Source organism: Winslowiella toletana (assembly GCF_017875465.1).
Classification (GTDB): Bacteria; Pseudomonadota; Gammaproteobacteria; order Enterobacterales; family Enterobacteriaceae; genus Erwinia; species Erwinia toletana.
The window spans coordinates 1376712-1399501 of record NZ_JAGGMQ010000001.1; the positions used below are offsets into that span (position 1 = coordinate 1376712).

Annotated in this window: 18 protein-coding genes and 2 tRNA genes; 10 read left to right on the forward strand and 10 right to left on the reverse strand. The window is 54.1% G+C overall.

Features of this window, described 5'->3' with window-relative positions; all coding sequences use genetic code 11:
• Nucleotides 1-94 precede the first annotated feature (94 nt).
• The 3 genes from ppnN (at nucleotide 95) to J2125_RS06470 (ending at nucleotide 2974) form a co-directional block, all read left to right on the forward strand.
• Complete coding sequence (gene ppnN / locus J2125_RS06460; RefSeq protein WP_026112061.1) at nucleotides 95-1459, forward strand: nucleotide 5'-monophosphate nucleosidase PpnN; 1365 nt, start codon at nucleotides 95-97, stop codon at nucleotides 1457-1459.
• 41 nt (nucleotides 1460-1500) lie between these two features.
• Nucleotides 1501-2259 carry a flap endonuclease Xni gene (xni, locus tag J2125_RS06465; RefSeq protein ID WP_017803596.1) on the forward strand — a complete coding sequence of 253 codons (759 nt, stop codon included), beginning with the start codon at nucleotides 1501-1503 and terminating at the stop codon, nucleotides 2257-2259.
• A gap of 151 nt (nucleotides 2260-2410) precedes the next feature.
• Nucleotides 2411-2974, forward strand: a complete 564-nt coding sequence (locus tag J2125_RS06470; RefSeq protein WP_083865675.1) for a DUF943 family protein — start codon at nucleotides 2411-2413, stop codon at nucleotides 2972-2974.
• A 57-nt stretch (nucleotides 2975-3031) separates the two neighbouring features.
• On the opposite strand, the gene rlmM is transcribed toward J2125_RS06470, so the two are convergent.
• The 4 genes from rlmM to J2125_RS06490 form a co-directional block, all read right to left on the reverse strand.
• On the reverse strand, nucleotides 3032-4135 hold the full coding sequence (gene rlmM / locus J2125_RS06475) for a 23S rRNA (cytidine(2498)-2'-O)-methyltransferase RlmM (protein WP_017803594.1): 1104 nt from the start codon (nucleotides 4133-4135) through the stop codon (nucleotides 3032-3034).
• Nucleotides 4128-4523 carry a DUF423 domain-containing protein gene (locus J2125_RS06480; RefSeq protein ID WP_017803593.1) on the reverse strand — a complete coding sequence of 132 codons (396 nt, stop codon included), beginning with the start codon at nucleotides 4521-4523 and terminating at the stop codon, nucleotides 4128-4130. The genes rlmM and J2125_RS06480 overlap by 8 nt, the downstream gene beginning before the upstream one ends.
• A 51-nt stretch (nucleotides 4524-4574) precedes the next feature.
• Nucleotides 4575-5492, reverse strand: coding sequence for a transcriptional regulator GcvA (locus J2125_RS06485; RefSeq protein ID WP_017803592.1), 918 nt, complete (start codon nucleotides 5490-5492; stop codon nucleotides 4575-4577).
• A gap of 350 nt (nucleotides 5493-5842) precedes the next feature.
• Nucleotides 5843-6067: a YgdI/YgdR family lipoprotein gene (locus tag J2125_RS06490; RefSeq protein ID WP_017803591.1), complete on the reverse strand. Its 225-nt coding sequence runs from the start codon at nucleotides 6065-6067 to the stop codon at nucleotides 5843-5845.
• A 223-nt stretch (nucleotides 6068-6290) separates the two neighbouring features.
• Here J2125_RS06490 and csdA point away from each other — a divergent pair, with 223 nt between their 5' ends.
• Both csdA and csdE read left to right on the forward strand, forming a co-directional pair.
• Nucleotides 6291-7496, forward strand: coding sequence for a cysteine desulfurase CsdA (gene csdA, locus J2125_RS06495; RefSeq protein ID WP_017803590.1), 1206 nt, complete (start codon nucleotides 6291-6293; stop codon nucleotides 7494-7496).
• Between the two features lie 2 nt (nucleotides 7497-7498).
• Nucleotides 7499-7936, forward strand: a complete 438-nt coding sequence (gene csdE / locus J2125_RS06500) for a cysteine desulfurase sulfur acceptor subunit CsdE (protein ID WP_017803589.1) — start codon at nucleotides 7499-7501, stop codon at nucleotides 7934-7936.
• Here the strand turns inward: csdE and tcdA are convergent.
• Both tcdA and mltA read right to left on the reverse strand, forming a co-directional pair.
• A complete protein-coding gene (gene tcdA, locus J2125_RS06505; RefSeq protein WP_017803588.1) occupies nucleotides 7933-8739 on the reverse strand; it encodes a tRNA cyclic N6-threonylcarbamoyladenosine(37) synthase TcdA in 807 nt (268 codons plus the stop codon). The genes csdE and tcdA overlap by 4 nt on opposite strands.
• 134 nt (nucleotides 8740-8873) lie before the next feature.
• Nucleotides 8874-10025 (reverse strand): murein transglycosylase A, encoded by a 1152-nt coding sequence (gene mltA / locus J2125_RS06510; RefSeq protein WP_017803587.1) that lies wholly within the window; start codon nucleotides 10023-10025, stop codon nucleotides 8874-8876.
• 208 nt (nucleotides 10026-10233) lie between these two features.
• On the opposite strand from mltA, the gene J2125_RS06515 reads away from it, so the two are divergent.
• Both J2125_RS06515 and J2125_RS06520 read left to right on the forward strand, forming a co-directional pair.
• A tRNA-Met gene (locus J2125_RS06515) sits at nucleotides 10234-10310 on the forward strand.
• A 72-nt stretch (nucleotides 10311-10382) separates the two neighbouring features.
• Nucleotides 10383-10459 (forward strand) — tRNA-Met (locus J2125_RS06520).
• Nucleotides 10460-10547: 88 nt separating this feature from the next.
• Here J2125_RS06520 and amiC read toward each other — a convergent pair.
• On the reverse strand, nucleotides 10548-11792 hold the full coding sequence (gene amiC, locus J2125_RS06525; protein WP_017803586.1) for an N-acetylmuramoyl-L-alanine amidase AmiC: 1245 nt from the start codon (nucleotides 11790-11792) through the stop codon (nucleotides 10548-10550).
• A 214-nt stretch (nucleotides 11793-12006) separates the two neighbouring features.
• On the opposite strand from amiC, the gene argA reads away from it, so the two are divergent.
• The 3 genes from argA (at nucleotide 12007) to J2125_RS06540 (ending at nucleotide 14481) form a co-directional block, all read left to right on the forward strand.
• The gene (gene argA / locus J2125_RS06530; protein WP_085939541.1) at nucleotides 12007-13353 is read left to right on the forward strand and encodes an amino-acid N-acetyltransferase; all 1347 of its coding nucleotides are present in this window, start codon (nucleotides 12007-12009) and stop codon (nucleotides 13351-13353) included.
• Nucleotides 13354-13594: 241 nt separating this feature from the next.
• Nucleotides 13595-13816 (forward strand): hypothetical protein, encoded by a 222-nt coding sequence (locus J2125_RS06535; RefSeq protein ID WP_017803584.1) that lies wholly within the window; start codon nucleotides 13595-13597, stop codon nucleotides 13814-13816.
• A 101-nt stretch (nucleotides 13817-13917) separates the two neighbouring features.
• Entirely contained in the window at nucleotides 13918-14481 is a 564-nt protein-coding gene (locus J2125_RS06540; RefSeq protein ID WP_017803583.1) for a helix-turn-helix transcriptional regulator, read from the forward strand.
• Nucleotides 14482-14521: 40 nt separating this feature from the next.
• Here J2125_RS06540 and recD read toward each other — a convergent pair whose 3' ends face one another.
• Genes recD through ptrA form a run of 3 tightly spaced genes read right to left on the reverse strand, consistent with a single transcriptional unit; the run spans nucleotide 14522 to nucleotide 22784 of the window.
• A complete protein-coding gene (gene recD / locus J2125_RS06545) occupies nucleotides 14522-16357 on the reverse strand; it encodes an exodeoxyribonuclease V subunit alpha (protein WP_017803582.1) in 1836 nt (611 codons plus the stop codon).
• Nucleotides 16351-19896, reverse strand: a complete 3546-nt coding sequence (recB, locus tag J2125_RS06550) for an exodeoxyribonuclease V subunit beta (protein ID WP_017803581.1) — start codon at nucleotides 19894-19896, stop codon at nucleotides 16351-16353. The genes recD and recB overlap by 7 nt, the downstream gene beginning before the upstream one ends.
• A complete protein-coding gene (ptrA, locus tag J2125_RS06555; RefSeq protein ID WP_017803580.1) occupies nucleotides 19893-22784 on the reverse strand; it encodes a pitrilysin in 2892 nt (963 codons plus the stop codon). The genes recB and ptrA overlap by 4 nt, the downstream gene beginning before the upstream one ends.
• Nucleotides 22785-22790 lie beyond the last annotated feature (6 nt).

Consider the following 22790-nt stretch of genomic DNA (forward strand, 5'->3'; position numbering starts at 1 on the left):
AGCGCCGTGAAAGGATTTTCCGTCTCTGCGCCGCATGCGTCATTTTGCTGCGGGCTAAGTCACCAACCACCCTGGCCGGTGCAAAGGAGTTCACTTGATTACACATATTAGCCCTCTTGGCTCGATGGATTTGCTCTCGCAGCTGGAAGTCGACATGCTGAAGCGCACAGCCAGTAGTGACCTCTACCAGCTGTTTCGTAACTGCTCACTCGCCGTGCTTAACTCCGGCAGTCAAACCGACAGCAGCCATGAGCTGCTCTCACGCTTTGAAAGCTTTGATATCAATGTGCTGCGCCGCGAACGTGGCGTGAAACTGGAACTGATTAATCCGCCGGAAGAAGCCTTTGTTGATGGCCGAATCATCCGTTCGCTACAGGCCAACCTGTTTGCGGTGCTGCGTGATATTTTGTTTGTTAATGGACAGATCACCCATGCCGAGCGCTTCCAGCATCTGAACCAGGCAGACTCCATCCATATCACGAATCTGGTGTTTTCAATTCTGCGCAATGCACGCGCCCTGCATATTGGCGAAGAGCCAAATACCGTCGTGTGCTGGGGTGGCCACTCCATTAACGCCACTGAGTATCAGTATTGCCGTAATGTCGGTTCGCAGCTGGGTCTGCGTGAACTGAATATCTGTACCGGTTGTGGTCCCGGCGTCATGGAAGCGCCGATGAAAGGCGCGGCGGTGGGTCATGCGCAACAGCGTTATCGCGATGGCCGCTTTATAGGCCTGACTGAGCCATCAATTATTGCCGCCGAACCGCCTAACCCGCTGGTCAATGAGCTGATTATTATGCCGGACATTGAAAAACGGCTGGAAGCCTTTGTGCGTATCGCCCATGGCATCATTATTTTCCCGGGCGGCGTCGGTACCGCAGAAGAGTTCCTCTATCTGCTGGGTATTCTTATGAACCCGCAAAACCATGACCAGGTGTTGCCGCTAATCCTGACCGGGCCGAAAGAGAGCGCCGACTATTTCCGTGTGCTGGACGAGTTTATCGTCAATACGGTGGGTGAAGAGGCGCGTCGTTACTACACCATCATTATTGATGATGCAGCGGAAGTGGCCCGTCAGATGAAAAAAGCCATGCCACGGGTGAAAGAGAACCGCCGTGAGACTGGCGATGCCTACAGCTTTAACTGGTCAATTCGCATTGCGCCAGAGTTGCAGGTACCGTTTATTCCGACTCATGAAAATATGGCTAACCTGAATCTTTACCCTGACCAGCCGCCAGAGTTACTGGCTGCCGCATTGCGCCGGGCATTTTCCGGCATCGTCGCCGGTAATGTGAAAGAGATGGGCATCCGCGAGATTAAAGAAAAAGGGCGCTACAAACTGCATGGTGATCCGCAAATGATGCACCGCATGGACGATTTACTACAGGGATTTGTCGCGCAGCATCGTATGAAGCTGCCGGGTACCGCCTATATCCCCTGTTATGAAATCATTAAGTAACCTGCAACAGAGCGGCTCAACGCCGCTCAGCTTATGAGATTATGACTAATCATCTGTTAATTGTTGATGCGCTGAACCTGATTCGACGTATTCATGCTGTGCAGGGTTCCCCCTGCCAGCAGGCCTGTGTCCACGCGCTACAGCAGCTATTACTGCATACCCGTCCGACCCATGTGGTGGCGGTATTTGATGATGACGAACGCCGCGATGGCTGGCGTCATCAGCTATTGCCTGACTACAAAGCCGGACGCCCACCGATGCCGGATAATCTGCTGACGGAAATGCCGCTGCTGCGCGAGGCATTTGCCGCCGCAGGAGTCAGCTGCTGGACGTCACCCGGCGATGAAGCCGACGACCTTGCCGCCACGCTGGCGGTAAAAGTGGCCTCCGGTGGCCATCAGGCAACCATTGTCTCAACGGATAAAGGCTATTGCCAGCTACTGGCGCCGACGATTTTTATTCGCGATTACTTTCAGAAGCGCTGGCTGGATATGCCTTTTATTGCCAAAGAGTTTGGCGTCACCCCGCAACAGCTTACCGATTACTGGGGACTGGCAGGTATCAGCAGCAGTAAAATTCCTGGTGTCACCGGTATCGGACCGAAAAGCGCCAGTCAGTTGCTGGCTGAATTTGGTTCACTGGCGGGCATCTATCAACAACTGGATGCGGTGCCAGAGAAATGGCGCAACAAGCTGGAGCAGCATCGCGAGATGGCCTTTATCTGCCAGCAGGTGGCGACACTGAAAACCGATTTAGTGCTGGATGGTAATCTTAAAGAACTGCGTTATCAGGCAGAATAGGGGTTATGGCTGTCTGGTAATCACCGCCAGACAGTTAACTTTTCGAAATTAAATAATAAGAAATTCATTTTATATAGCAGAGTAATAGTTAATTACTCGCCAACCTCTGATTTACCGACAACTATTTCATTAGCCACCCCATTCATATACTATGCTGAGAGTTCGGGGAGAGTATTACTTAGCAACCATATTAATTAAACCATCAATAACAATTAAAACAGGAAAGGTAAACTATCAGGAAGATAAATTGGCCTCATATAAAAATTATTTTATTGCTGTAATACTGCTGACGCCGGTACTGTTCTGGCTGCTAATGCTGCCGACCAAAATACATGGGGTGCATAACATTGCCACTGACAAAACAGTGGTAGTGGTGAATAACTTTCCCGATACCGATGAGGAACGTATCCAGTGGTGGCAGCGGCATCAGTTAACGTTGCAGAGTAAGAGTGGCATTGCGGCCAGCGAAGCTGACTACACCTGGCTTATTTATGATTCGGACTATAGCACCGCCAGCAAAAAAGATAGCAAACTACTTTGCTTTGCAGAGATGGAAGGCCGCAGCAATTGTATTCGCAAAGACAATCTGGTGTTACGCGTCAGATATTGCAAAAATGGTAGTGTGGTTTTTAATATGGATTATAACAGCAGCAATGCCAGAGAATACCGGCAGCGCAGAGGTGGTGACGATAAGGATATATATCAGGTTTATTAGCTATCAGTTAACTCAGGCGGGACAGCGTTCAGCTGCTATCCCGCTGGGAATCATTAATTAATGGCGTTCGTCGCGGCGTCCAGGCGTCGCACTCCAGATACGACGAATATGCACTGTCACCTCTTCACGGTCGTGGTAGAGCTGACGCGCATGAATCTGCGCATTTATTCCATTGGCCTTCAGCTTCTCTTCAATCATCGCCAGGTTTTGCGACACCTCTTCATAGCGCTTTTTCATCGGCAGCTTAAGGTTAAAAATCGCCTCGCGACACCAGCCGTTGACCAGCCAGTCAGCCATCAGATTGGCGACGCGCACCGGCTTCTCCACCATATCGCATACTACCCACGAGATATTGGTGCGCGTTGGACGGTATTTAAAACCATCTTCACGATGATGCGTTACCTGTCCGGTATCCATCAGGCTTGGCGCCATTGGACCGTTATCAATCGCATCGACCATCATGCTGCGCTGCACCAGCTGATAAGTCCAGCCACCGGGACAGGCGCCGAGATCAACCGCATACATACCACTGCCCAGGCGCTCATCCCACTCATCAGCGGGAATAAATACGTGAAAAGCTTCTTCCAGCTTCAGGGTCGAACGGCTTGGCGCATCTGACGGAAATTTCAGACGCGGAATGCCCATAAAGAAGGTCGAATTATTATCGGAATAAGAGTAGCCGACATAGCAGCAACCCGGCGCAATAAAGAACACATGCACCACCGGACGTTTCGGCGATTCGTAGTTCAGCAGAATATTCTCGCTACGCAGGCGCGCACGCAGCGGCACGGTAAATTTGCGGCAGAATTTCAGCAGCTCTTTGCTTTCGTTGGTATCCGGCACTTCGACCCGCAGATCGCCTGCCTTCTCAATCGCGCCAGTCAGCATCCCCACCACCGGCGTAATACGATCTTCCGGTGGCAGATCGCGCAGCAGTTCACCGACAACAATCATCTGACGCGCAAAAATCAGCTCGCTGAACGGCAGTTCCCGGATCAGCTTATCGGCATCTTCACGCTGATAGCACTCAAACAGCACGTAGCCAGAGTCATCTTTCACTCGCGCAAAACCGAACACTTCGCGCTGGGTGGCTTTAGCGGTAATTTCAGCCGCACACTCTTTTTCAAAACCCTGGCGGCAATACAACAATACTTTATTCATGGCGATCTGCCCTTTTCTTCAGACGCAGTGCGCCAGTTAACATCAATGCCCAGCCGATAAGGAAACAGAAGCCGCCAACCGGAGTAACCCAGACCCACATCTTTAAATGCGACAGCGCCAGACAATAGAGGCTGCCGCTAAACAGTACGGTGCCAAGCGCCAGAAACGCGCTGCTCCAGTAGAACCAGATATTGGCCCGGCGCAGCATCGCTGCGGCCAGACCGAGAATCGCCAGTGTATGGTACGCCTGGTAATCCAGACCGGTATGAATCCACGCCATCTCTTGCGGACCCAGTGACCGGCTTAAAACATGAGCACCAAATGCCCCAAACATCACGAAGATAAATCCGCTAATAGCGGAAAAAATCAACATTGCACGACTGGACATCGAACTATCCTCAACCCGGATGCGCCGTATTTACACCACGCATCGCCATTATTAATGATCGTAGCGAAAGCGAAACTTCTCCTGTTCGCTCGCAGCTTTTGCCAGAATCCACTGACGAAAGGCGGCTATTTTACCCAGTTCTGCCTGACTGTCATGACAAACCAGATAAAAAGCGTTTTTACTGACTAAAACATCGTTAAACGGACACACCAGCCGTCCGGCTTCCAGTTCCGTCTGCGCCATAACATTATTGGCCAGCGCCACTCCCTGACCATGGATCGCCGCCTGCAACACCATCGCACTGTGGCTGAAGATCGGTCCCTGCTGCACATTAATATGTTGCAGGCCCAGCTGACGGGTATAGGACTGCCAGTCACGCCGCGAGGCATCATGCAGCAGCGTGACTTTTTCCAGATCGGCAGGAACCTTTAGCGGGTTATCGCCCGTCAGCAGTAACGGCGAGCAGACCGGCAGTAAATATTCGGCGTAAAGTTTCTCCACCCGCAGACCGGGCCAGTTGCCGCGACCATAGAAAATCGCCACGTCGACATCATCGGCTAATTTCTCTTCATCACGGTCAACCGCCTGGATACGCACATCGATGCCCGGATAAGCTGAGTTAAAACTGGAGAGGCGTGGAACCAGCCACTGAATGGCAAAACTCGGCAGCAAACTGACCGTCAATGCGCCCTTCGCGCTACGCGCCTGTAGCTTGCGGGTGGCATCATTGATCGATGAGAAAATTTCCTTAATATCCAGATAGTAACTTTGCCCCTCTTCTGTCAGCAGCAGCGAGCGATTACGGCGGCGAAACAGCTTGAGGCCTAAAAAGTCCTCTAAAGATTTTATTTGATGACTCACTGCAGCCTGAGTCACAAACAGTTCTTCAGCCGCTTTGGTAAAGCTGAGATGCCGCGCCGCTGCGTCAAAAACGCGCAGTGCATTAAGGGGAGGAAGACGTTTTGACATGGTTTCCGCAATGTTTTCTGTAACAACCGGACGTAACTCTGCAATGCAGTGTTACGTATTAGATTTTTTTATCCGAGACATTATAAATTGTCCGTTGAGGAAGCTCCAGCAAATACCTATAGTTGCCGCACTTCCAGAGCCGGAACGAAAAGTTGTTCAGAATTTGTGTGAGAGATCGCGGAATTTTGGAGAGCTTTTGGCTTGTGGTCGTGATGTTGTGTTTGCATTTGATCTGACGATTTTCAGATCAGGTAGCCTGGCTACCCATTTAATTCCTGTAGATTTATCCTGTCTGTCCATAGTGATATTATGTAGCACCGCAAATTGCGGTGCTTTTTTTTGCCTGTCGCTTACTGCCCTACTTCAACCATCTCTTTAACATCGGTACGATTGATCTGCTGCTTGTTGCCATTCGCATCTTTGTAGCTGATCATACCGGTATCAGAATCTACCTGAGGTTTACCGTCGGCAACGATGGTGCGTCCATCATTGGTGTGCATCACATAATTGCTGGAACAGGCGGCCAGAGTAAACGTCAGGGCACATGCGGCCAGTACTGCGGTGAGTTTTTTCATTTTTCTATCTCCATACAGATACATTGCGATAAACCACCCGCCTGAGCCTGAAGAGAAGCAGTTTCTTCGGAAGCCACGGCCTCTTTATGCGGGTAATAGCTTAAACCTTGCAATAATTAGCATAACGCGCTTTCAGCGCTTTGCCAGTTTAACGCGTTGAATTCAGTTATATCCTGGTGCTTACGCAGGTGTAATAAATCAGTGAGATCACGACGAGAACAGTATGAACTCTTTTAATCCGGCGCAGTTTCGTCAGCAGTTTCCAGCGCTTAGCGATGCGGGTGTCTATCTGGACAGCGCCGCTACCGCCCTTAAACCGCTAACGGTAATTGAGGCGACGCGTCAGTTTTATAGTCTTAGCGCTGGTACTGTTCATCGCAGCCAGTTTGCCGAGGCGCGCCAGCTCACTGAGCGCTATGAACATGCGCGCCAGCAGGTAGCGCAGTGGCTGAACGCGCCATCACCACAGGCCATCGTCTGGACACGCGGCACCACCGACGCCATCAACCTGGTGGCGCAAAGCTGGCTGCGTCCACGATTGCAGCCGGGCGATGAGATTATTGTCAGCGTCGCAGAGCATCACGCCAATCTGGTGCCGTGGCTGATGCTGGCGCAGCAAACCGGCGCCCGCATCGTGAAATGGTCGCTGGACGAACATCGCCTGCCGGATATGGAAATCCTGCCTGAGTTACTCAGCCCGCGCACGCGTCTGCTGGCGCTCACGCAAATGTCCAATGTGACGGGTGGTTGCCCGGATATCAGACGCGCAACTGAACTGGCGCACAGCGTCGGCGCGCAGGTAATGATCGACGGTGCGCAGGGTGTCGTTCACCATCCGGCGGATGTTCAGGCGCTGGATATCGATTTCTACGCCTTTTCAGCACATAAACTCTACGGTCCGATGGGCATCGGCGCGCTGTACGGCAAACCTGAGCTTCTGGCGGCAATGCAGCCGGTGCAGGGCGGCGGTAAAATGCTGACGGAAGTGTCGTTTACTGGTTTTACGCCGCAGCCAGCCCCGTGGTGCTTTGAGGCAGGAACGCCAAATGTCGCCGGGGTTATCGGCCTGAGCGCCGCACTGGAGTGGCTGGCAGAGATCGATATTGCCGCCGCCGAACAGTGGAGCTGTGGCCTGGCGAGTCTGGCCGAAGAGCGTCTGGCGGAACTGCCAGGCTTTCGCAGCTTTCGCAGCAGCCGCTCCAGCGTACTGTCATTTGATATCGTCGGTATTCATCACAGCGATCTGGTGACCCTGCTGGCCGAAAGCGGCATTGCATTACGCGCCGGACAGCACTGCGCGCAACCATTAATGGCGGCGCTGGGCATCAGCGGTACACTGCGTGCGTCGTTCGCCCCTTATAATACCTTGCAGGACGTCGATACCCTGATCGCCGCCATGCACACCGCTCTTCACTTACTGGCAGATTAATTATGACTTCAGCCGTGCTGGCGCCGCATCCATTTGGCGCATCAATTACCGTAACAAGCCTGCTGGAGACATTCTCCGCCTTTCAGCAATGGGAAGATCGCTATCGCCAGCTGATCTTACTGGGCAAGCAACTTCCTGCGTTGTCTGAAGAGTTGAAAAACAGTGAAATTGAACTGAGCGGCTGTGAAAACCGTGTCTGGCTTGGCCATCAGCTGCTGGAGGATGGCACTCTGCACTTTTATGGTGACAGTGAAGGCCGTATTGTACGTGGCTTACTGGCGGTGCTGCTGACCGCCATTGAAGGGCAAACCGCCGCAGCGCTGCGGCGGCAGGATCCGCTGACACTATTTGATCAACTGGGACTGCGCCAGCAGTTAAGCAGCTCGCGCAGCAGTGGATTACAGGCGCTGGCGGATGCCGTCAGCCGCGCGGTAGCTTAAACCGCCTGCCGCGCCGCCTTTGCCATCATCTTTTTCAGTACATGAGAAACGGCGACAAAACCAAAGGTCGCCGTCACCATGGTGGCAGCGCCAAAGCCGGCGGCGCAGTCCATTTTTTTCGGTCCCTCGGCGGTACTGCGTGAGGCGCATACCGTGCCATCCGGCTGTGGATACATCAGCGCTTCAGTAGAGAACACACAGTCGATGCCCAGCTTGCCCTTGCTGTTTTTCACGATGCCGAAATCCTGCTTCAGACGTTCGCGTAGCTTAGCCGCCAGCGGATCCTGAATGGTTTTCGCCAGATCCACGACCTGAATCTGGGTTGGATCGATCTGCCCGCCAGCGCCGCCGGTGGTCACCAGCGGCATTTTGTTGCGGCGACACCATGCCAGCAATGCCGCTTTAGGCCGCACACTGTCAATCGCATCGATCACATAGCTAAATCCGCCGCTCAGCAATTCAGCGGTATTTTCTGCGGTAATAAAATCATCAACGCAAATCACCCGGCACTCCGGGTTAATCGCCAGAATACGTTCCGCCATCACCTCGGTTTTCGCCTTACCGACATTGTCACGCAGCGCATGCACCTGACGGTTAGTATTGGTGACGCAAACATCATCCATATCAATCAGGGTAATCGCGCCGATACCGGTACGCGCCAGCGCCTCTGCCGCCCATGAACCGACACCGCCAATACCGATGACACAGACATGCGCCTCAGCAAAAAGCTGCAGTGCATCCTGACCATATAAACGTGCGGTGCCGCCAAAGCGCTGGCGCCAGGCGTCGGAAAGAGAAATCATGAATCTGCCCTGGTTAGAATCGATAAAGCGGGATGGTACAATTCATCAGCACGGGCGGCGAGAACGCCGCCCGTGCAATGTGTTAGTTGAAACAGTGCAGGGGAGCCGTTTTCGGCTCCCGCACCGATGGCAGTTTACTGGTTTGCGCTGGTCAGCATTGAACCATTATTGCCGTTTTGGTTACTGCTGAACAGCGTGGTGGCAGCGCCCGGCGCGCTGCGTAATACCCAGACGCGGCCATAATGGTTAAAGAAGCCCGCCATATGACCGGCTTCTGCGCCAATTCCCTGGTAGATATCAAAGTGCTGGCCTTTGATGGCGCCGCCAACATCCAGCGCCATCATCACCCGCATCTCATATTTACCGGTAAATTTACCGTTATTATCCAGCAGCGGCACTTCCGCCAGCAGCACAGTGCCCGGTGCGATCAGTGAGCGGTCAGCCGCCACCGACGCCTTCGCCACCAGCGGTACAGCGCTGGCGCCCCGCACCGGCGCGAAATCCTCTGGCTTAAAGAAGACAAATGAAGGATTAGTTTCCAGCAATTCACGCACTTCCGCCGGGCTATGTTCATCAGCCCATTTACGGATTGCCTGCATCGACATATCTTCGCGCTTCACTTCACCGCGATCGATCAATGTCTTGCCAATACTGTGATAGCCGTGACCATTCTTGCCGCCGTAGCCAAAGAACATCAGCGGGCGACCATCGCCAAAGTCGACGTAGCCACTGCCCTGCACATCCATCATAAAGTTATCGATCAGCGAATTGCTGTACCCCACTACATAGCGCTCATCAAGCGCACCGCTGTAGATTTCGGCACGGCTTGGCAGCCGGCGTCCTTTACTGCGTGGTGGCATACGGTACAGCGGATACTGGAATTCACCCTGACGGGTATAGCGCGCATGGATCACTGGCGTGTAGTAACCGGTAAACTGTACGTTACCGTAGTTATCGACCCCTTCCATCTGGAAAGCATCAAGACCAAACTGGCGCAGCTGACGGGTATCACCACCGGACATCAACCAGCCTTCGATTGCACTCCAGGTACCGTTCTGGCGAGTGAACATCCCCGGAGAAGCAACTTTTACCGCGCCAACCTGATCGGAGAAGTCGCGGCCATTAACCGGACGTCCTTTGGCATTGGGCTGATTTACCAGCTCCAGCGGCTGATCCAGCTTGCCATCCTTATATTGTTGTCCCCGGTCAGTGGGTTTAGACGAGCATCCCGCCAGTAGCGCCAGTAGCGCGCCGGTGATTACATACTTTAACCAACATCCTTTCATTGCTTTCTCTTATCTCGCCAGTGATCCATGCCGAAGCCTAGCAAAGGCGAAATCAGATTAAAATGCATCAGGAAAAAAAAGAACCGGGCGCATTGTGCAACAAATCAGCAACTGGCGGACAAATTGGTCAATACCGGGTATTTAAATCAATTTTCTGCAAAAATGGGTTGCATCAAAACGCGCGGAGAGTATAGTGCGCTTCCACGGACGCGGGATGGAGCAGCCTGGTAGCTCGTCGGGCTCATAACCCGAAGGTCGTCGGTTCAAATCCGGCTCCCGCAACCAATTCGCAGCATGATGGCGAATAGGCAGTAAACAAAGAAGTACCTGTCGTGACGGAAGCGACAGTCAATCGGACGCGGGATGGAGCAGCCTGGTAGCTCGTCGGGCTCATAACCCGAAGGTCGTCGGTTCAAATCCGGCTCCCGCAACCACTATTAAAGCACCCTTTCGGGTGTTTTTTTGTTTCTGGCATTCGCCAGATTCTGCAGGCAGGAGCGACATCTCTGCCGCCCCAACCTGTTATTTCCCGGCCAGCGCCGCGCCACTGGCAAAATAAGCCTTTATTCCGGACAGAATCGCATCGGCCACCTGCTGCTGATACTTTGTGGTACGCAACTTACGCTCCTCTTCCAGATTACTGATAAACGCAGTTTCCACCAGAATCGACGGGATATCTGGCGCTTTTAATACTGCGAATCCAGCCTGGTCGACGGTACGCTTATGCAGATGATTTACCTTGCCCAGTCGCGACAGCACCTCTTTACCAAACTTCAGGCTGTCATTAATCGTCAGACTTTGCACCATATCGAACATGGTGTGATCAAGATAGCGGTCGCCACTGCGACTGACGCCGCCAATTAAATCCGATTCGTTCTGGGTCTGCGCCAGAAAACGCGCCGCCGTTGAGGTTGCCCCTTTTGTCGATAACGCAAAAACCGATGAACCGCGTGCGGCACGGCTGGTAAAAGCATCAGCATGAATTGAGACAAACAGATCGGCACGCTGCTTGCGCGCCTTTGCCACCCGCACTTTTAGCGGAATAAACACGTCTTCATTACGTGTCATATAAGCCCGCATATTGGGTTGCTTGTCGATCATCGCTTTCAGGCGGCGGGCAATTTTCAGCACGATATCTTTCTCACGCGTTTTATTTTTGCCCACCGCCCCCGAGTCTTCACCGCCATGGCCCGGATCGAGCATAATCACAATCGGCCGATCACGTCCGGCTTTACCCGGTAACGGCGCTTCTGCTGGTTGCGATCGCTCCAGATCGCCCTGGTTATACTCTTCCAGCAGCGCCAGCAGTGGATCGTCTTCTACCTTGCCCTGCACCGGATAAAGATCCAGCACCAGACGATCTTTGATCCCTGCCACTGGCGGCAGGGTAAAAATGCGCGGTGAGACGTTCTGCTTCAGTTCCAGCACCAGACGAACAGTATGCTGGTCAAACTGCCCTACCCTGGCGTTTTTAATATAGGGATCATTATTCAGCACCAGCTCGCCTACCCCTTTCAGCACCTTATTGAGGTGGATATTCTCGATATCGACCACCACACGTTCAGGATTACTCAGGGCAAACTGCTTATATTTAAGCGGGATATTCGATTCCAGCGTTAAGCGCGAGTACGTTGATGAGGGCCAGATGCGCACCGCCACGATATGACTGCTGGCGGCGAAGCCAGCAGGACTGACGCTTAGCAGCCAAACCGCGCCGGCGCTTTGTAACAACCGGCGTCGACTGAGGAAAGAGTTTGATTCGGTCATGCCGCTCCAGATTACTGTGGTATGTCTAAAAAACAGCCAAAAAGAAAAATAAGGCAAAAACTTTAACCAATCCGTTAATCGCTGTCACCCGGAAAAAGCGAATAAATGCAGAGAATTAGCCGGACTAAAATGACGTAGCTGGTGATAACTAAGGATAATTGCCTCTTGCATCAGAAGCGATAAAAGAATAAAAATACAAAAATTTCGAATAAACATGCAAAGAGGGTTTGCCGTGAAGGAACGTAGTACTGAACTGGTTCAGGGTTTTCGCCACACCGTTCCCTATATCAATACGCACCGGGGTAAGACTTTTGTCATTATGCTCGGCGGCGAAGCGATTGAGCACCAAAACTTCTCCAGCATCGTCAATGATATCGGCCTGTTACACAGCCTCGGCATCCGCCTGGTGGTGGTGTATGGCGCGCGTCCGCAGATTGACGCCAACCTGGCTGAACATCAGCTCGAACCGATTTATCATAAGCATACCCGGGTTACCGATGCGCATTCGTTAGAGCTGGTCAAGCAGGCCGCCGGTCGCTTACAGCTGGACATTACCGCCCGCCTGTCGATGAGCCTGAATAATACGCCGCTACAGGGCGCGCATATCAATGTGGTCAGCGGTAACTTTATTATTGCCCAGCCATTGGGTATTGATGACGGCGTTGACTACTGTCATAGCGGACGTATCCGCCGTATCGACGAAGAAGCGATTCATCGTCAGCTCGATAGCGGCGCGATTGTGCTGATGGGGCCGGTGGCGGTATCGGTGACTGGCGAAAGCTTTAACCTTACCTCAGAAGAGGTGGCTACCCAGCTTGCCATCAAGTTAAAAGCAGAAAAGATGATCGGCTTCTGCTCTGAGCAAGGGGTAACGGATGATGAAGGCAATATTATCTCCGAACTGTTCCCCAACGATGCACAGGCGCTGATTGAAGCGCAGGAAACGGAAGGCGACTACCTCTCCGGCACGGTACGTTTTCTGCGTGGCGCAGTGAAAGCCTGCCGCAGCGGCGTGCGTCGCAGCCATCTGATCAGTTATCAGGAGGATGGCGCCCTGTTGCAGGAACTGTTCTCGCGCGACGGTATTGGTACGCAAATTGTGATGGAGTCGTCCGAGCAGATCCGTCGCGCCACCATTAACGATATCGGCGGTATTCTGGAACTGATTCGCCCGCTGGAAGAGCAGGGAATTCTGGTGCGTCGTTCACGTGAACAGCTGGAGATGGAAATCGACAAGTTCACGATTATCGAACGCGACAATCTGACTATCGCCTGTGCCGCACTCTATCCCTTCCCGGAAGAGAAGATCGGTGAAATGGCCTGTGTGGCGGTGCATCCGGATTATCGCAGCTCATCACGCGGTGAAGCGCTGTTAGAGCGAGTAGCGCTACAGGCGCGCCAGATGGGACTGAAAAAGCTGTTTGTGCTGACCACCCGCAGTATTCACTGGTTCCAGGAACGCGGCTTTACGCCGGTTGATATTGAAGTGCTGCCGGAGAGTAAAAAGCAGATGTATAACTATCAGCGTCGCTCCAAAGTGCTGATGGCGGATTTACGCTAGATTTCCCTGCCAGGGCGGTATTCTTGTCGCCCTGATACGCTGCTGAAAAAAATTTACATAACTCTCTGAACCTCCTCGAAAAACCAAATTTCTCCATAGGGTAATTTAAGCGCACCGGTGGCAGCTGCAGGCTGTCTGCCGTAACTGGCGTGGCTTGTGCGACAAAGGGTCTACACCATCAGCATCACTGACCGTTGACACAGGTTCACACTCTGCCTATTATTAGCGCAACCGGAGGCTAATGAAAAAGCACCCACATAAGGACATTCAGGCAGCGATCGATCATGCATTAGCAAATGGCTGGATTATTGTCGAGTGCAGCAGCAAAGCTCACCCGTTCTGCAAAATTCGCTGTGGCATTGCGGGGCACACCGAACATATGCACAGTATCTGGTCGACACCAAAAAACCCTGAACACTTTGCCAGACAAATCATTCGTTACATCAATAAATGTCTGCCTTAACAGTGATATGACTGCAACCGTAAAATAAGTCAGTTTTTTTGTTTATCCCAAAGGCGGGGGTTATTACCGCCTTTTAAACTTAAAAGGCAACAGGAGCCAGCATGGCATTCTATAACTTCACTCTGACGGTATCCGGCATTAATCTCGACACAGCAGGCCATGAAGATGCGCTTTTTGCCGCGGGTTGTGACGACGCTGTACTTAGCTATTATGGCAAAGCCATCTATCTGGAGTTTGAGCGTGATGCCCCCTCGCTAAACAGTGCGATTGCAACCGCCATTCGGGATATCGAAGGCGCTGATATCGGCGCACGTGTTGAATCTGTTGATTCAACCCTTGTCGGCCTGAGCGATATTGCGGAACTTTCAGACCTGTCGCGCCAGGCAATCACCATGCTGAAAGACGGCACACGTGGCAAAGGTGACTTCCCCAATCCGATTCAACGAATCACCGGTCAGTCACCGCTCTGGGATTGGGCGGAAGTGGCGCAATGGCTGGAAAAGTGCGGCAGAATCGCGGCCGATTCAGGGCTGGTGAACAATGCCAGGGAACTGAATAACTGGAATCTGGCGCTGCGAATTCGCGCATCAAAAGAACAGGCGAAGATTACAGAATGCCTGCATATTCTTGAACAGCTGAAAGAGCAATTACGCTTACAGGCGTAATATTGACGGCTGTGGTCACATTGTTCCGCCCACAGCCCGTTCAGCGTCCGACCAGCCGCTCCTGCAATCCGCTACGTCGCTGCGTGCGCATCCTGACCGCTTTACTCCAGACCGAATTATCCGCATAGAGCGTCAGCCGCGCACGGGCGCGGGTAATCGCGGTATAAACCAGTTCGCGCGTCAGTACCGGCAGAAAATGGTTGGGCATCACCAGCGCGGTATGTTCAAACTCCGATCCCTGCGATTTATGTACCGTCATGGCGAAAGCGGTATCGTGCGGCGGCAGACGGCTGGGCTGCACCGCTTTGATGGTGCCATCAGGCAGCGGAAAGAACACTTTTAACTCATTCTCTTCATCATGCAGCGCAATGCCAATATCACCATTAAACAAGCCAAGGGCACGGTCATTACGGGCGATCATCACCGGACGCCCGGCATACCATTTGCTGCTGGCCACTGGCGGACGCTGGATCAGTCGCCGCTGATGCAGCGTCAGTTCAATACGCTCGTTCAGCCCCACCACCCCAAATGGCCCTTCACGCAATGCGCAGAGTAACTGATAGCGCGAAAACGCCGCCATCACCTGCTGTGGTGGCGCCTGCTGCGCAACCAGTTGCAGATAAGGACGATAACCGGCCACACAGTCATTAAGTAACTGCTGATAATCTTCAGCGCTGGCAAGCGGATAACGTTCAATATCGTGGTAACCGGCACTGAATACCGCATCAGCGGCTCGCAGATCACCGGCATTAACCGCCAGCGCCAGCTGACCAATCCCCGACTGCTGATCAAAACGATAGCTTTTACGCAACAGGCAGATACTGTCGCGTACCGCCGAAGCCTGTTCATCACGCTGGCCTTCCACCTGACAGCCGGTCAGTTGTGTCAGCTGTTGCGCACGTTCAACGCTGTAGCCTGCCTCGGCGCAGCGGCAGATATCACCCAGCACTGCGCCAGCCTCAACCGACGCCAGCTGGTCGCGGTCGCCAAGAAAAATCACCCGCGCCTGCTTTGGCAGTGCTGCAATCAGATTGGCCATCATCGGTAAATCGACCATCGATGCCTCATCCACCACCAGCACATCAAGATGCAGCGGGTTGCCCGCGTGGTAGCGCATACGCTGGCTGTTCGGCTGCGCGCCCAGCAGCCGGTGTAAGGTGGTGGCTTCTGCCGGAAATTTTTGCTGCTCATCACTGCTGAGATCCAGCCCGTGCAGCGCTTTGCCCAGCGACTCCGTCAGTCGCGCCGCCGCTTTACCGGTTGGCGCAGCTAACTGAATACGTAGCGGGCCAGGCGTCAGGCGGATCAGCGCCGCCAGCAATTTGGCTACCGTGGTGGTTTTACCGGTGCCGGGGCCGCCGGAAATAACCGATATCTTGCGGGTTATCGCCACCGCTGCAGCAATCTTCTGCCAGTCATCCGGCTGCTGACCAAACAGCTGATCGAGTACCGTACGCAATACACTGCGATCGGTAAGCTCAGGCGCAGGTTCAGCAGCAATAAATGCCGCAACTTTACCTTCGCCCTGCCACATCCGGTTGAGGTACAGACGCTGCTGCTGCAATACCAGCGGGGTCGCAAGTGAGCCATCACTAACCGCCTCGCTGTTTAACAGCAAGGCCTGCCAGTCATCGGGCGCTTCTGCCGCCTGCCAGATTGCCGCCGCCAGTTCGGGATGACGTCCGGCAAACAGCGCCGATTGCGTTAGTTGCGACAAAGGCAGGCAGACATGGCCCTCCCCGGCTTCGGCGCTGATCCACGCCGCCGCCAGCATCAGCGCCGGTTGCGATTCATCGGCCAGCATCCGCGCAAACTGCACATCCAGCGCACGCAGCAGCCGTTTCTCTACCGCCTGGCGCAACAGATCGGTCAGCATGTCGCCTCCTGTGCGCTACCGGCAAATAACTGGTCCAGCGCCGTCACAAATTCCCCGGAAGGGCGGGTGTGAAATACGCCGTTTTCACTGGCGCTACCGTCGACTCCGCGTAAAAACAGATACAGCACGCCGCCAAAGTGACGCTGATAGTCATAATCCGCCAGCCGGTGGCGCAGATATCGGTGCAGCGCCAGCGTATAGAGCTGATACTGCAAATCATAACGATGGGCGATCATTGCCTGCTCCATCGCCTGCGGGGTATAGGCTGCACTCTCGTCGCCCAGCCAGTTAGATTTATAGTCCAGCAGGTAATATTTCCCCTGCCAGCAGAACACCAGGTCGATAAAGCCTTTCAGCATACCGCGCACCTGCTGGAAATTGAGTTCAGGCGCCTGTGCTGACAGCGCATCATGCTGACGCATCACTTTGTCGAGCGCAGGCGCGCTTAGCAGCGCGCTAATCGGCAGATAAAATTGCAGTTCGACCTGCATCTGTTGCGGCTGCAACTGACTAAGGCTGACGCCGCTGTTATTCAGCGGTGTCGCCAGAATACGTTCGACCCACTGCTCCAGTACCGGCAGCCATATCTCATCGTAGCCCTGTTGCTGCAACTGTTGCTGTAGCCATTCGCGGTTTAGCGGCTGGGTAAAATCGATATTTTCAAACAGACTGTGCAGAAAAGTGCCCGGCGATGCGCCACGGGGAAAGCTGTGCGGAGTAAGTGCTGGCTCACTTACCTGACCCGCTTCACCCGCAGCGTCAACATCAAAACGCGGCGTCAGATCGAGCGCCATAGTGGGCCCATGCTGCTGTAAACCGGAGTAACTGGTTACGCGCCACTCATCACGCAACGCGCGACCAACCTGCCGGCTGCTGAGCGGTTGCTGATCCGTTAATGCGGGCTGCCAGGGGGTATTATCGCTAACCTCTTCGCGGGTCAGTGCCATCTCTTCACCATCCAGCTGCTGTAACAACGCAAGCAACTGCTCACTGTCAGCCTCCTCGCCGCGTTGCAGCAGGAAGCCGAGGGCGCTTTTATGCAGATCGCTGCTGCCCTCTTTCTTGCGATTGCCCTTTACCAGTGGCGCAATACCGATACTGCAATGCCAGATGGAACGCGTCAGCGCCACATACAGCAGACGTAAATCCTCCGCCAGCCGCTCCTGTTCCGCCAGTTGCTGACTCTCTTCATCACCCTGCAGATCGAGCAGCGCCTGAAAGGTTTGCCGATCGTGATAAATGCCGTTTGCCGCCTCACGGAAATTGGCGACAAACGGCAACCACACCAGCGAATATTCCAGCCCTTTGGATTTATGGATGGTGACAATCTGCACCAGATGGCGATCGCTTTCGAGCCGCAGCTGCTGATTAGAGGCCTGGCTGTCAGGCTGCGCAATCTGCTGCGCCAGCCAGCGCACCAGCGCATGTTCACTGTCGAGCTGGGTCGCCGCTTCCTGCAACAGCTCTCCAAGATGCAGCAGATCGGTAAGCCGACGCTCGCCACTGGCGGACAGCAACAAATTTTCGCCAATATGGCGCTTCACCATCAGTTCACGCAGCATCGGCAATACACCGCGCTTCAGCCAGTGCTGGCGATAACGGTCGAACTCATCCACCAGCCGGTTCCAGGCGCGTTCATCCTGACTCAGACTATCGAGGGCAGGCGCATCCAGCCCGAGGATGCTGGTCGCCAGCGCGCTGCGCAGGGTACGCTCCTGCTCCGGCGCCAGCACCGCCTGCAACAGCCATAACAGTTCCCGCGCTTCCGGGGTGGAAAACACGCTGTCGCGATTGGAGAGATAAACTGAAGGAATATTCAGGCCGTTCAGCGCTTCGCGCATCACAGCCGCTTCACCATAACTGCGTACCAGAATGGTGATATCCGATGCCTGCACCGCGCGCATCTGTTCGCCTTTGCCGATCAGCGCTTTCCCCTGCTGCCCAGCGCTCAGCCAGTGACGGATCTCAGCAGCACACTGACGCGCCATATACTGCTGATACTCACTGACGCCAACGCCGCTGCCCGGCTGCAACCAGAAGCGCAACGCCGGTTGCTGCTGCCCCTCTACAGTAAAACGCAGCGCCTGGTTGGGCGCTGCGGCTTGTACCGGCAGAAAGGGGATCTCGTGAAATAAAAACGGATTGTCCAGCCGCGAAAACAGCCGGTTAACACTGGCAATCATCGGCGGCGAGGAGCGCCAGTTAGTGTCCAGCGTATAGTGCGCACTCACTTCGGAACGCGCTTTCATATAGGTGAAAATATCCGCGCCACGAAACGCATAGATCGCCTGTTTCGGGTCGCCAATCAGCAGCAGCGCGCTTTCCGGCTGCCCGACATACAGCGTGCGGAAAATCCGGTACTGCTGCGGATCGGTATCCTGGAATTCATCGATTAACGCCACCGGATAGCGGTTACGGATGGTGCTGGCCAGCAACGGCCCGCCGGGCTGCTGCAACGCCTCGTCAAACCGGCTAAGCAGGTCATCAAAGCCCAGCTGCGCACGCAGTCGCTTCTCCCGCCGCGTGGCAAAACGAATCTCCTGTAACGCCCGGGCAATTACCAGGTCACGCAGCGACAGCGGCTCCGCCAGAAACAGCTCAACCGCGCTAAACAAGGCATGCCGCGGGGCCTGACCTTTTTTGGTCTTCTCATCCAGCGTGCTCTGCGCAAAACGCTCCAGATCCTTTGGCACCGTGTAGGTCTGCGTCTCTTCTTCCGCCCACTGGCCGATTTTCTCCAGCCAGTTCGGCAGATGTTTACTGCTGTAGCTACGTTTATCGACGCCAGAATCACTGATTAGCGCATGCAGTTCAGCCGCAGCCGCCCGCCATTGCGCTTTCAGTTGATCGATACGGGCAATCAGCTTCGCATGGCGTTCACTCAGCGTCTCATCCAGTGCCGGCGGATATTTCAGCGTGGGTGATTCACCCTGTAGCCAGGGCGACAGCGTTGACAGCAACGCATCCGGCCCACTCCACTCCGCCGCCACTACCTGCGCAATCGACAGCGGCAACGGGTAGCAGTGACGACGCCAGAAATCGGCGGTCGCCTGACGGCGCAGCGTATGCTCATCCTCGATCAGCTGCTGTTCAAACAGCATGCCGGATTCAAAAGCATTAAGATTCAGCATACGCTGGCAGAAACCATGGATGGTGAAAATCGCCGCCTCATCCATCTGCCGCTCCGCCGCCAGCAGCATTGACGCCGCCTGTTGCAGATCGTCGATTTGCAGCAGTAGCTGTTGCAGCATCAGATCATCAGTGGCGCCGCGCACACAGGCAATACGCAGCTGATGAATATTGCTACGAATACGCCCGCGCAGCTCGGCAGTGGCGGCCTCGGTAAAGGTTACCACCAGTATCTCCTCTACCGACAGCGGACGCGGATACGCCGCCTGCTGTCCGAGCCCCAGCAGCAACCGCAGATAGAGCAGGCCAATGGTAAAGGTTTTACCGGTTCCCGCAGAAGCCTCAATCAGCCGCTCACCCGCCAGCGGCAGGGTTAAGGGGTCAAGGCGCTGCGGAATCGGATCACTCATTTTTTCTCACTCATTACCGGTAAAATTTGTTGCAGGCTGGAGACATTTTCCCAGGTTTTAAAGCCTTCGCCTTGGGCATAGTCCGGTTTAGCATGCTGGGTACCGGAGATTTGCGACATCAGCACCAGGCCCTGCTGTTTCATTACCGCATTATGGAAAAAGTCCGCCAGCGTCTCTGGCGTCAGCAGCTTAACCTGCTCGATCACTTTGTCACGGGTATCAAAACGGTAGTTTTCGCGGTCAAAATCTTTGGTAAAACGCCCGGCCTCTTCATCCAGCGTTTGCGGCCGCTGTTTCAGTTCATTAATCATCGCCTGCTGATACTGGGCAAAATCGTCTTTGCTCATCGCGCGCAGACGTTTTTCCGCGGTTGGATAAAATGCCTGATAGCGCTGTAGCAGGTATGCCGGCTGCTTGCTGTTGCTCTGTAACAGGAAACCGATGCCCCACTGACGCCCGACCGGCATCTGGAAGGCAAATACCGCATAGCCAAGCTGCTCTTCAGTACGCAGCTGATTATAGAACCATGGCTGTACAATCTGGCTGAGCATCGCGCTGCTGGCGATACTCTGATGTTCAGCATAGCCGGTTGGAATATAAACCGCCGCCAGCGCCGAATCCGTGCTGCTGCCGGTTTTTTCAATATTCGCCAGCATCGGCTTATCAACCGCGACATATTCACTGTGCCACCAGTTCTCACCGCTACACTTCAGCTGGTCACGCACATCACGCGCCAGTGTACTGACCGCATCCGGCGTCATATTGCCCACCACCAGCATTTCCGGCGTGGCGTTTTCCAGCAGCTGCTTACGGTACGCAAGCAGCTCTTTCACCGTAATCGACGACAATAACTTACGACGCTCGCTGCGCTCAGTATAAGGAAGCTGCGACAACATCTGTACCGGCTGAATCGCCTGTTCAAACGCCTTACCTTTATCCGCCGAATCCAGACGCTCGGCATACCATGACTTCGCCTGTTCCAGCTGCGCCTCATCCGGGGTAAAGCTGGCGTAGCCTGCCAGCAGAGTTTTCAGCAGCTTCGGCAGGCGCTGGGTGAAACCACTGGCGCTAAACATCACGCCGTCGTCTTCGGAAGTCGAGAAGCTGATGCCGCCCACCGACGCCTGCGAACTCAGTTCGTCCAGCGCCACACCGGCCAGATAGTCATTCAGCGCAAACAACACCTGGCTACGCGCGTCATTCATCGAGGCTTTATTACGCAGCGCCAGGGTGATATTGGCTTTTGGCTCATCAGCATAGAACTGGCTCGGCATATAAAATACGCGCAGGCCAGGCTCATTGATCAACTCCTGTGGATGTTCCCAGCTTTTTTTGCCGGCAGGGATCAGGCTGAAATCGTCCGGGATATAGGGGTTAAGCACCGGCAGTGAAAGTGCAATCGCTTCCCCCTGCTGTTGCCAGTCAGCGAAGCGCTGTGGGGTGATTTTATCGACCTGATAAGGCGCTTCCACAAAATAGGCGCTCTTATTGTGCGGCTCATTCGGACTGATATACCAGATCCGTGCATTCTCTGGTGTCATGCCCTGCAAACGCTTTTCGATCGCCGCCGCATCGTATTGATCGGCGATGTAAGGCGCATCCAGTGTATGCTCTACCGGCACACGCAGCATGGTATCCACCAGCCATTCGATATAGTCCATATCACGGGTGATCGACGGATAACGGAAATCGAGATCCAGCACATGCGACACTTCATCAAAATAACGTTTATCGACGCCATCTTTGCGCAGCATATTGATATAGCTGAATACCGCCGCCACCACCTGATCGCGATTCGCCAGTCCTTTATCAGTCAGAGAAACCGAAATGGCAAAGATCCCGCCATTACGATCGATCACCGGATCAGCGCCCGCGCTGATCGAATCCGCCAGGCCGCTTTTCTGTAACCAGTCGGACAGGGTATTTTTGCTGCGGTTGCCAATCAGATAGCCGATCAGCGTATCGGTTTTACTGCGGAATTTATCGCTATTATTATCAATGCGGAATTCGATTTTTAACTGCTTACGCGGCTGAGCAGGCACATAGTGAATGATAATACCTTTCTGCTTTTCGGTCGCCGCTGGCACCGTAATCTCTGGCACGCTGGCCTGACGATTCGCGACACGCCCGTAGGTCTTCACCGCGATCTGCGCCATTTCCGGCAGCGATTTATTGCTGTAGATCACCGCCTTCATCAGATTGGCCGAGTAGTAGCGCTGATAAAACGCGGTCAGTGCATCATGCAGTTTGCTGTCAGGCTTATCACGCAGGGTTTCGAGGTTACCGCCGGAGAAGCGGGCGCTCGGATGCTGCGGGTTCAGAGTTTCCGCCCCCACTTGCGCCATCCGCAACCCGTCACGGGAACGCGCCATGGTCAGTTCCGCATTCACCGCATTACGTTCGCGATCGGCATTTACCGTATCCAGCAGCGGCTCGGCAATCGCATCCGCCAGACGATCGGCAGCCGGTTCCAGCGCATCATTTTCCACTTCCAGATAGAAAGCGGTGCGATACGAGGCAGTACTGGCATTATGACTGCCGCCATGCTTTTTGAGGAATTCAGCAAGGTTATCAGGCTGCGGGTAACGCTTTGAGCCCATTAACACCATATGTTCGAGGTAATGCGCCAGCCCCAGCTGATTATCGGGATCTTCCAGTGAGCCGATCGGCACCGCCAGTGAGGTCAGGGATTTGGGCGCCAGCTTGTCGGATACCAGCAGTACCGTCATACCATTTTCCAGTTTGATTGCCTGGTACTGACGCGGGTCCTTTTCGCTTTTGCGGATAGTTTCGGCCATCGGTTGCCAGCCGTTCGCTGCCTGCGAAAAATGACTCCAGAAGGTAAAGCAAATAAACAGACTCGTGATCCAGACAACGTGCTTACGCATTCAAAC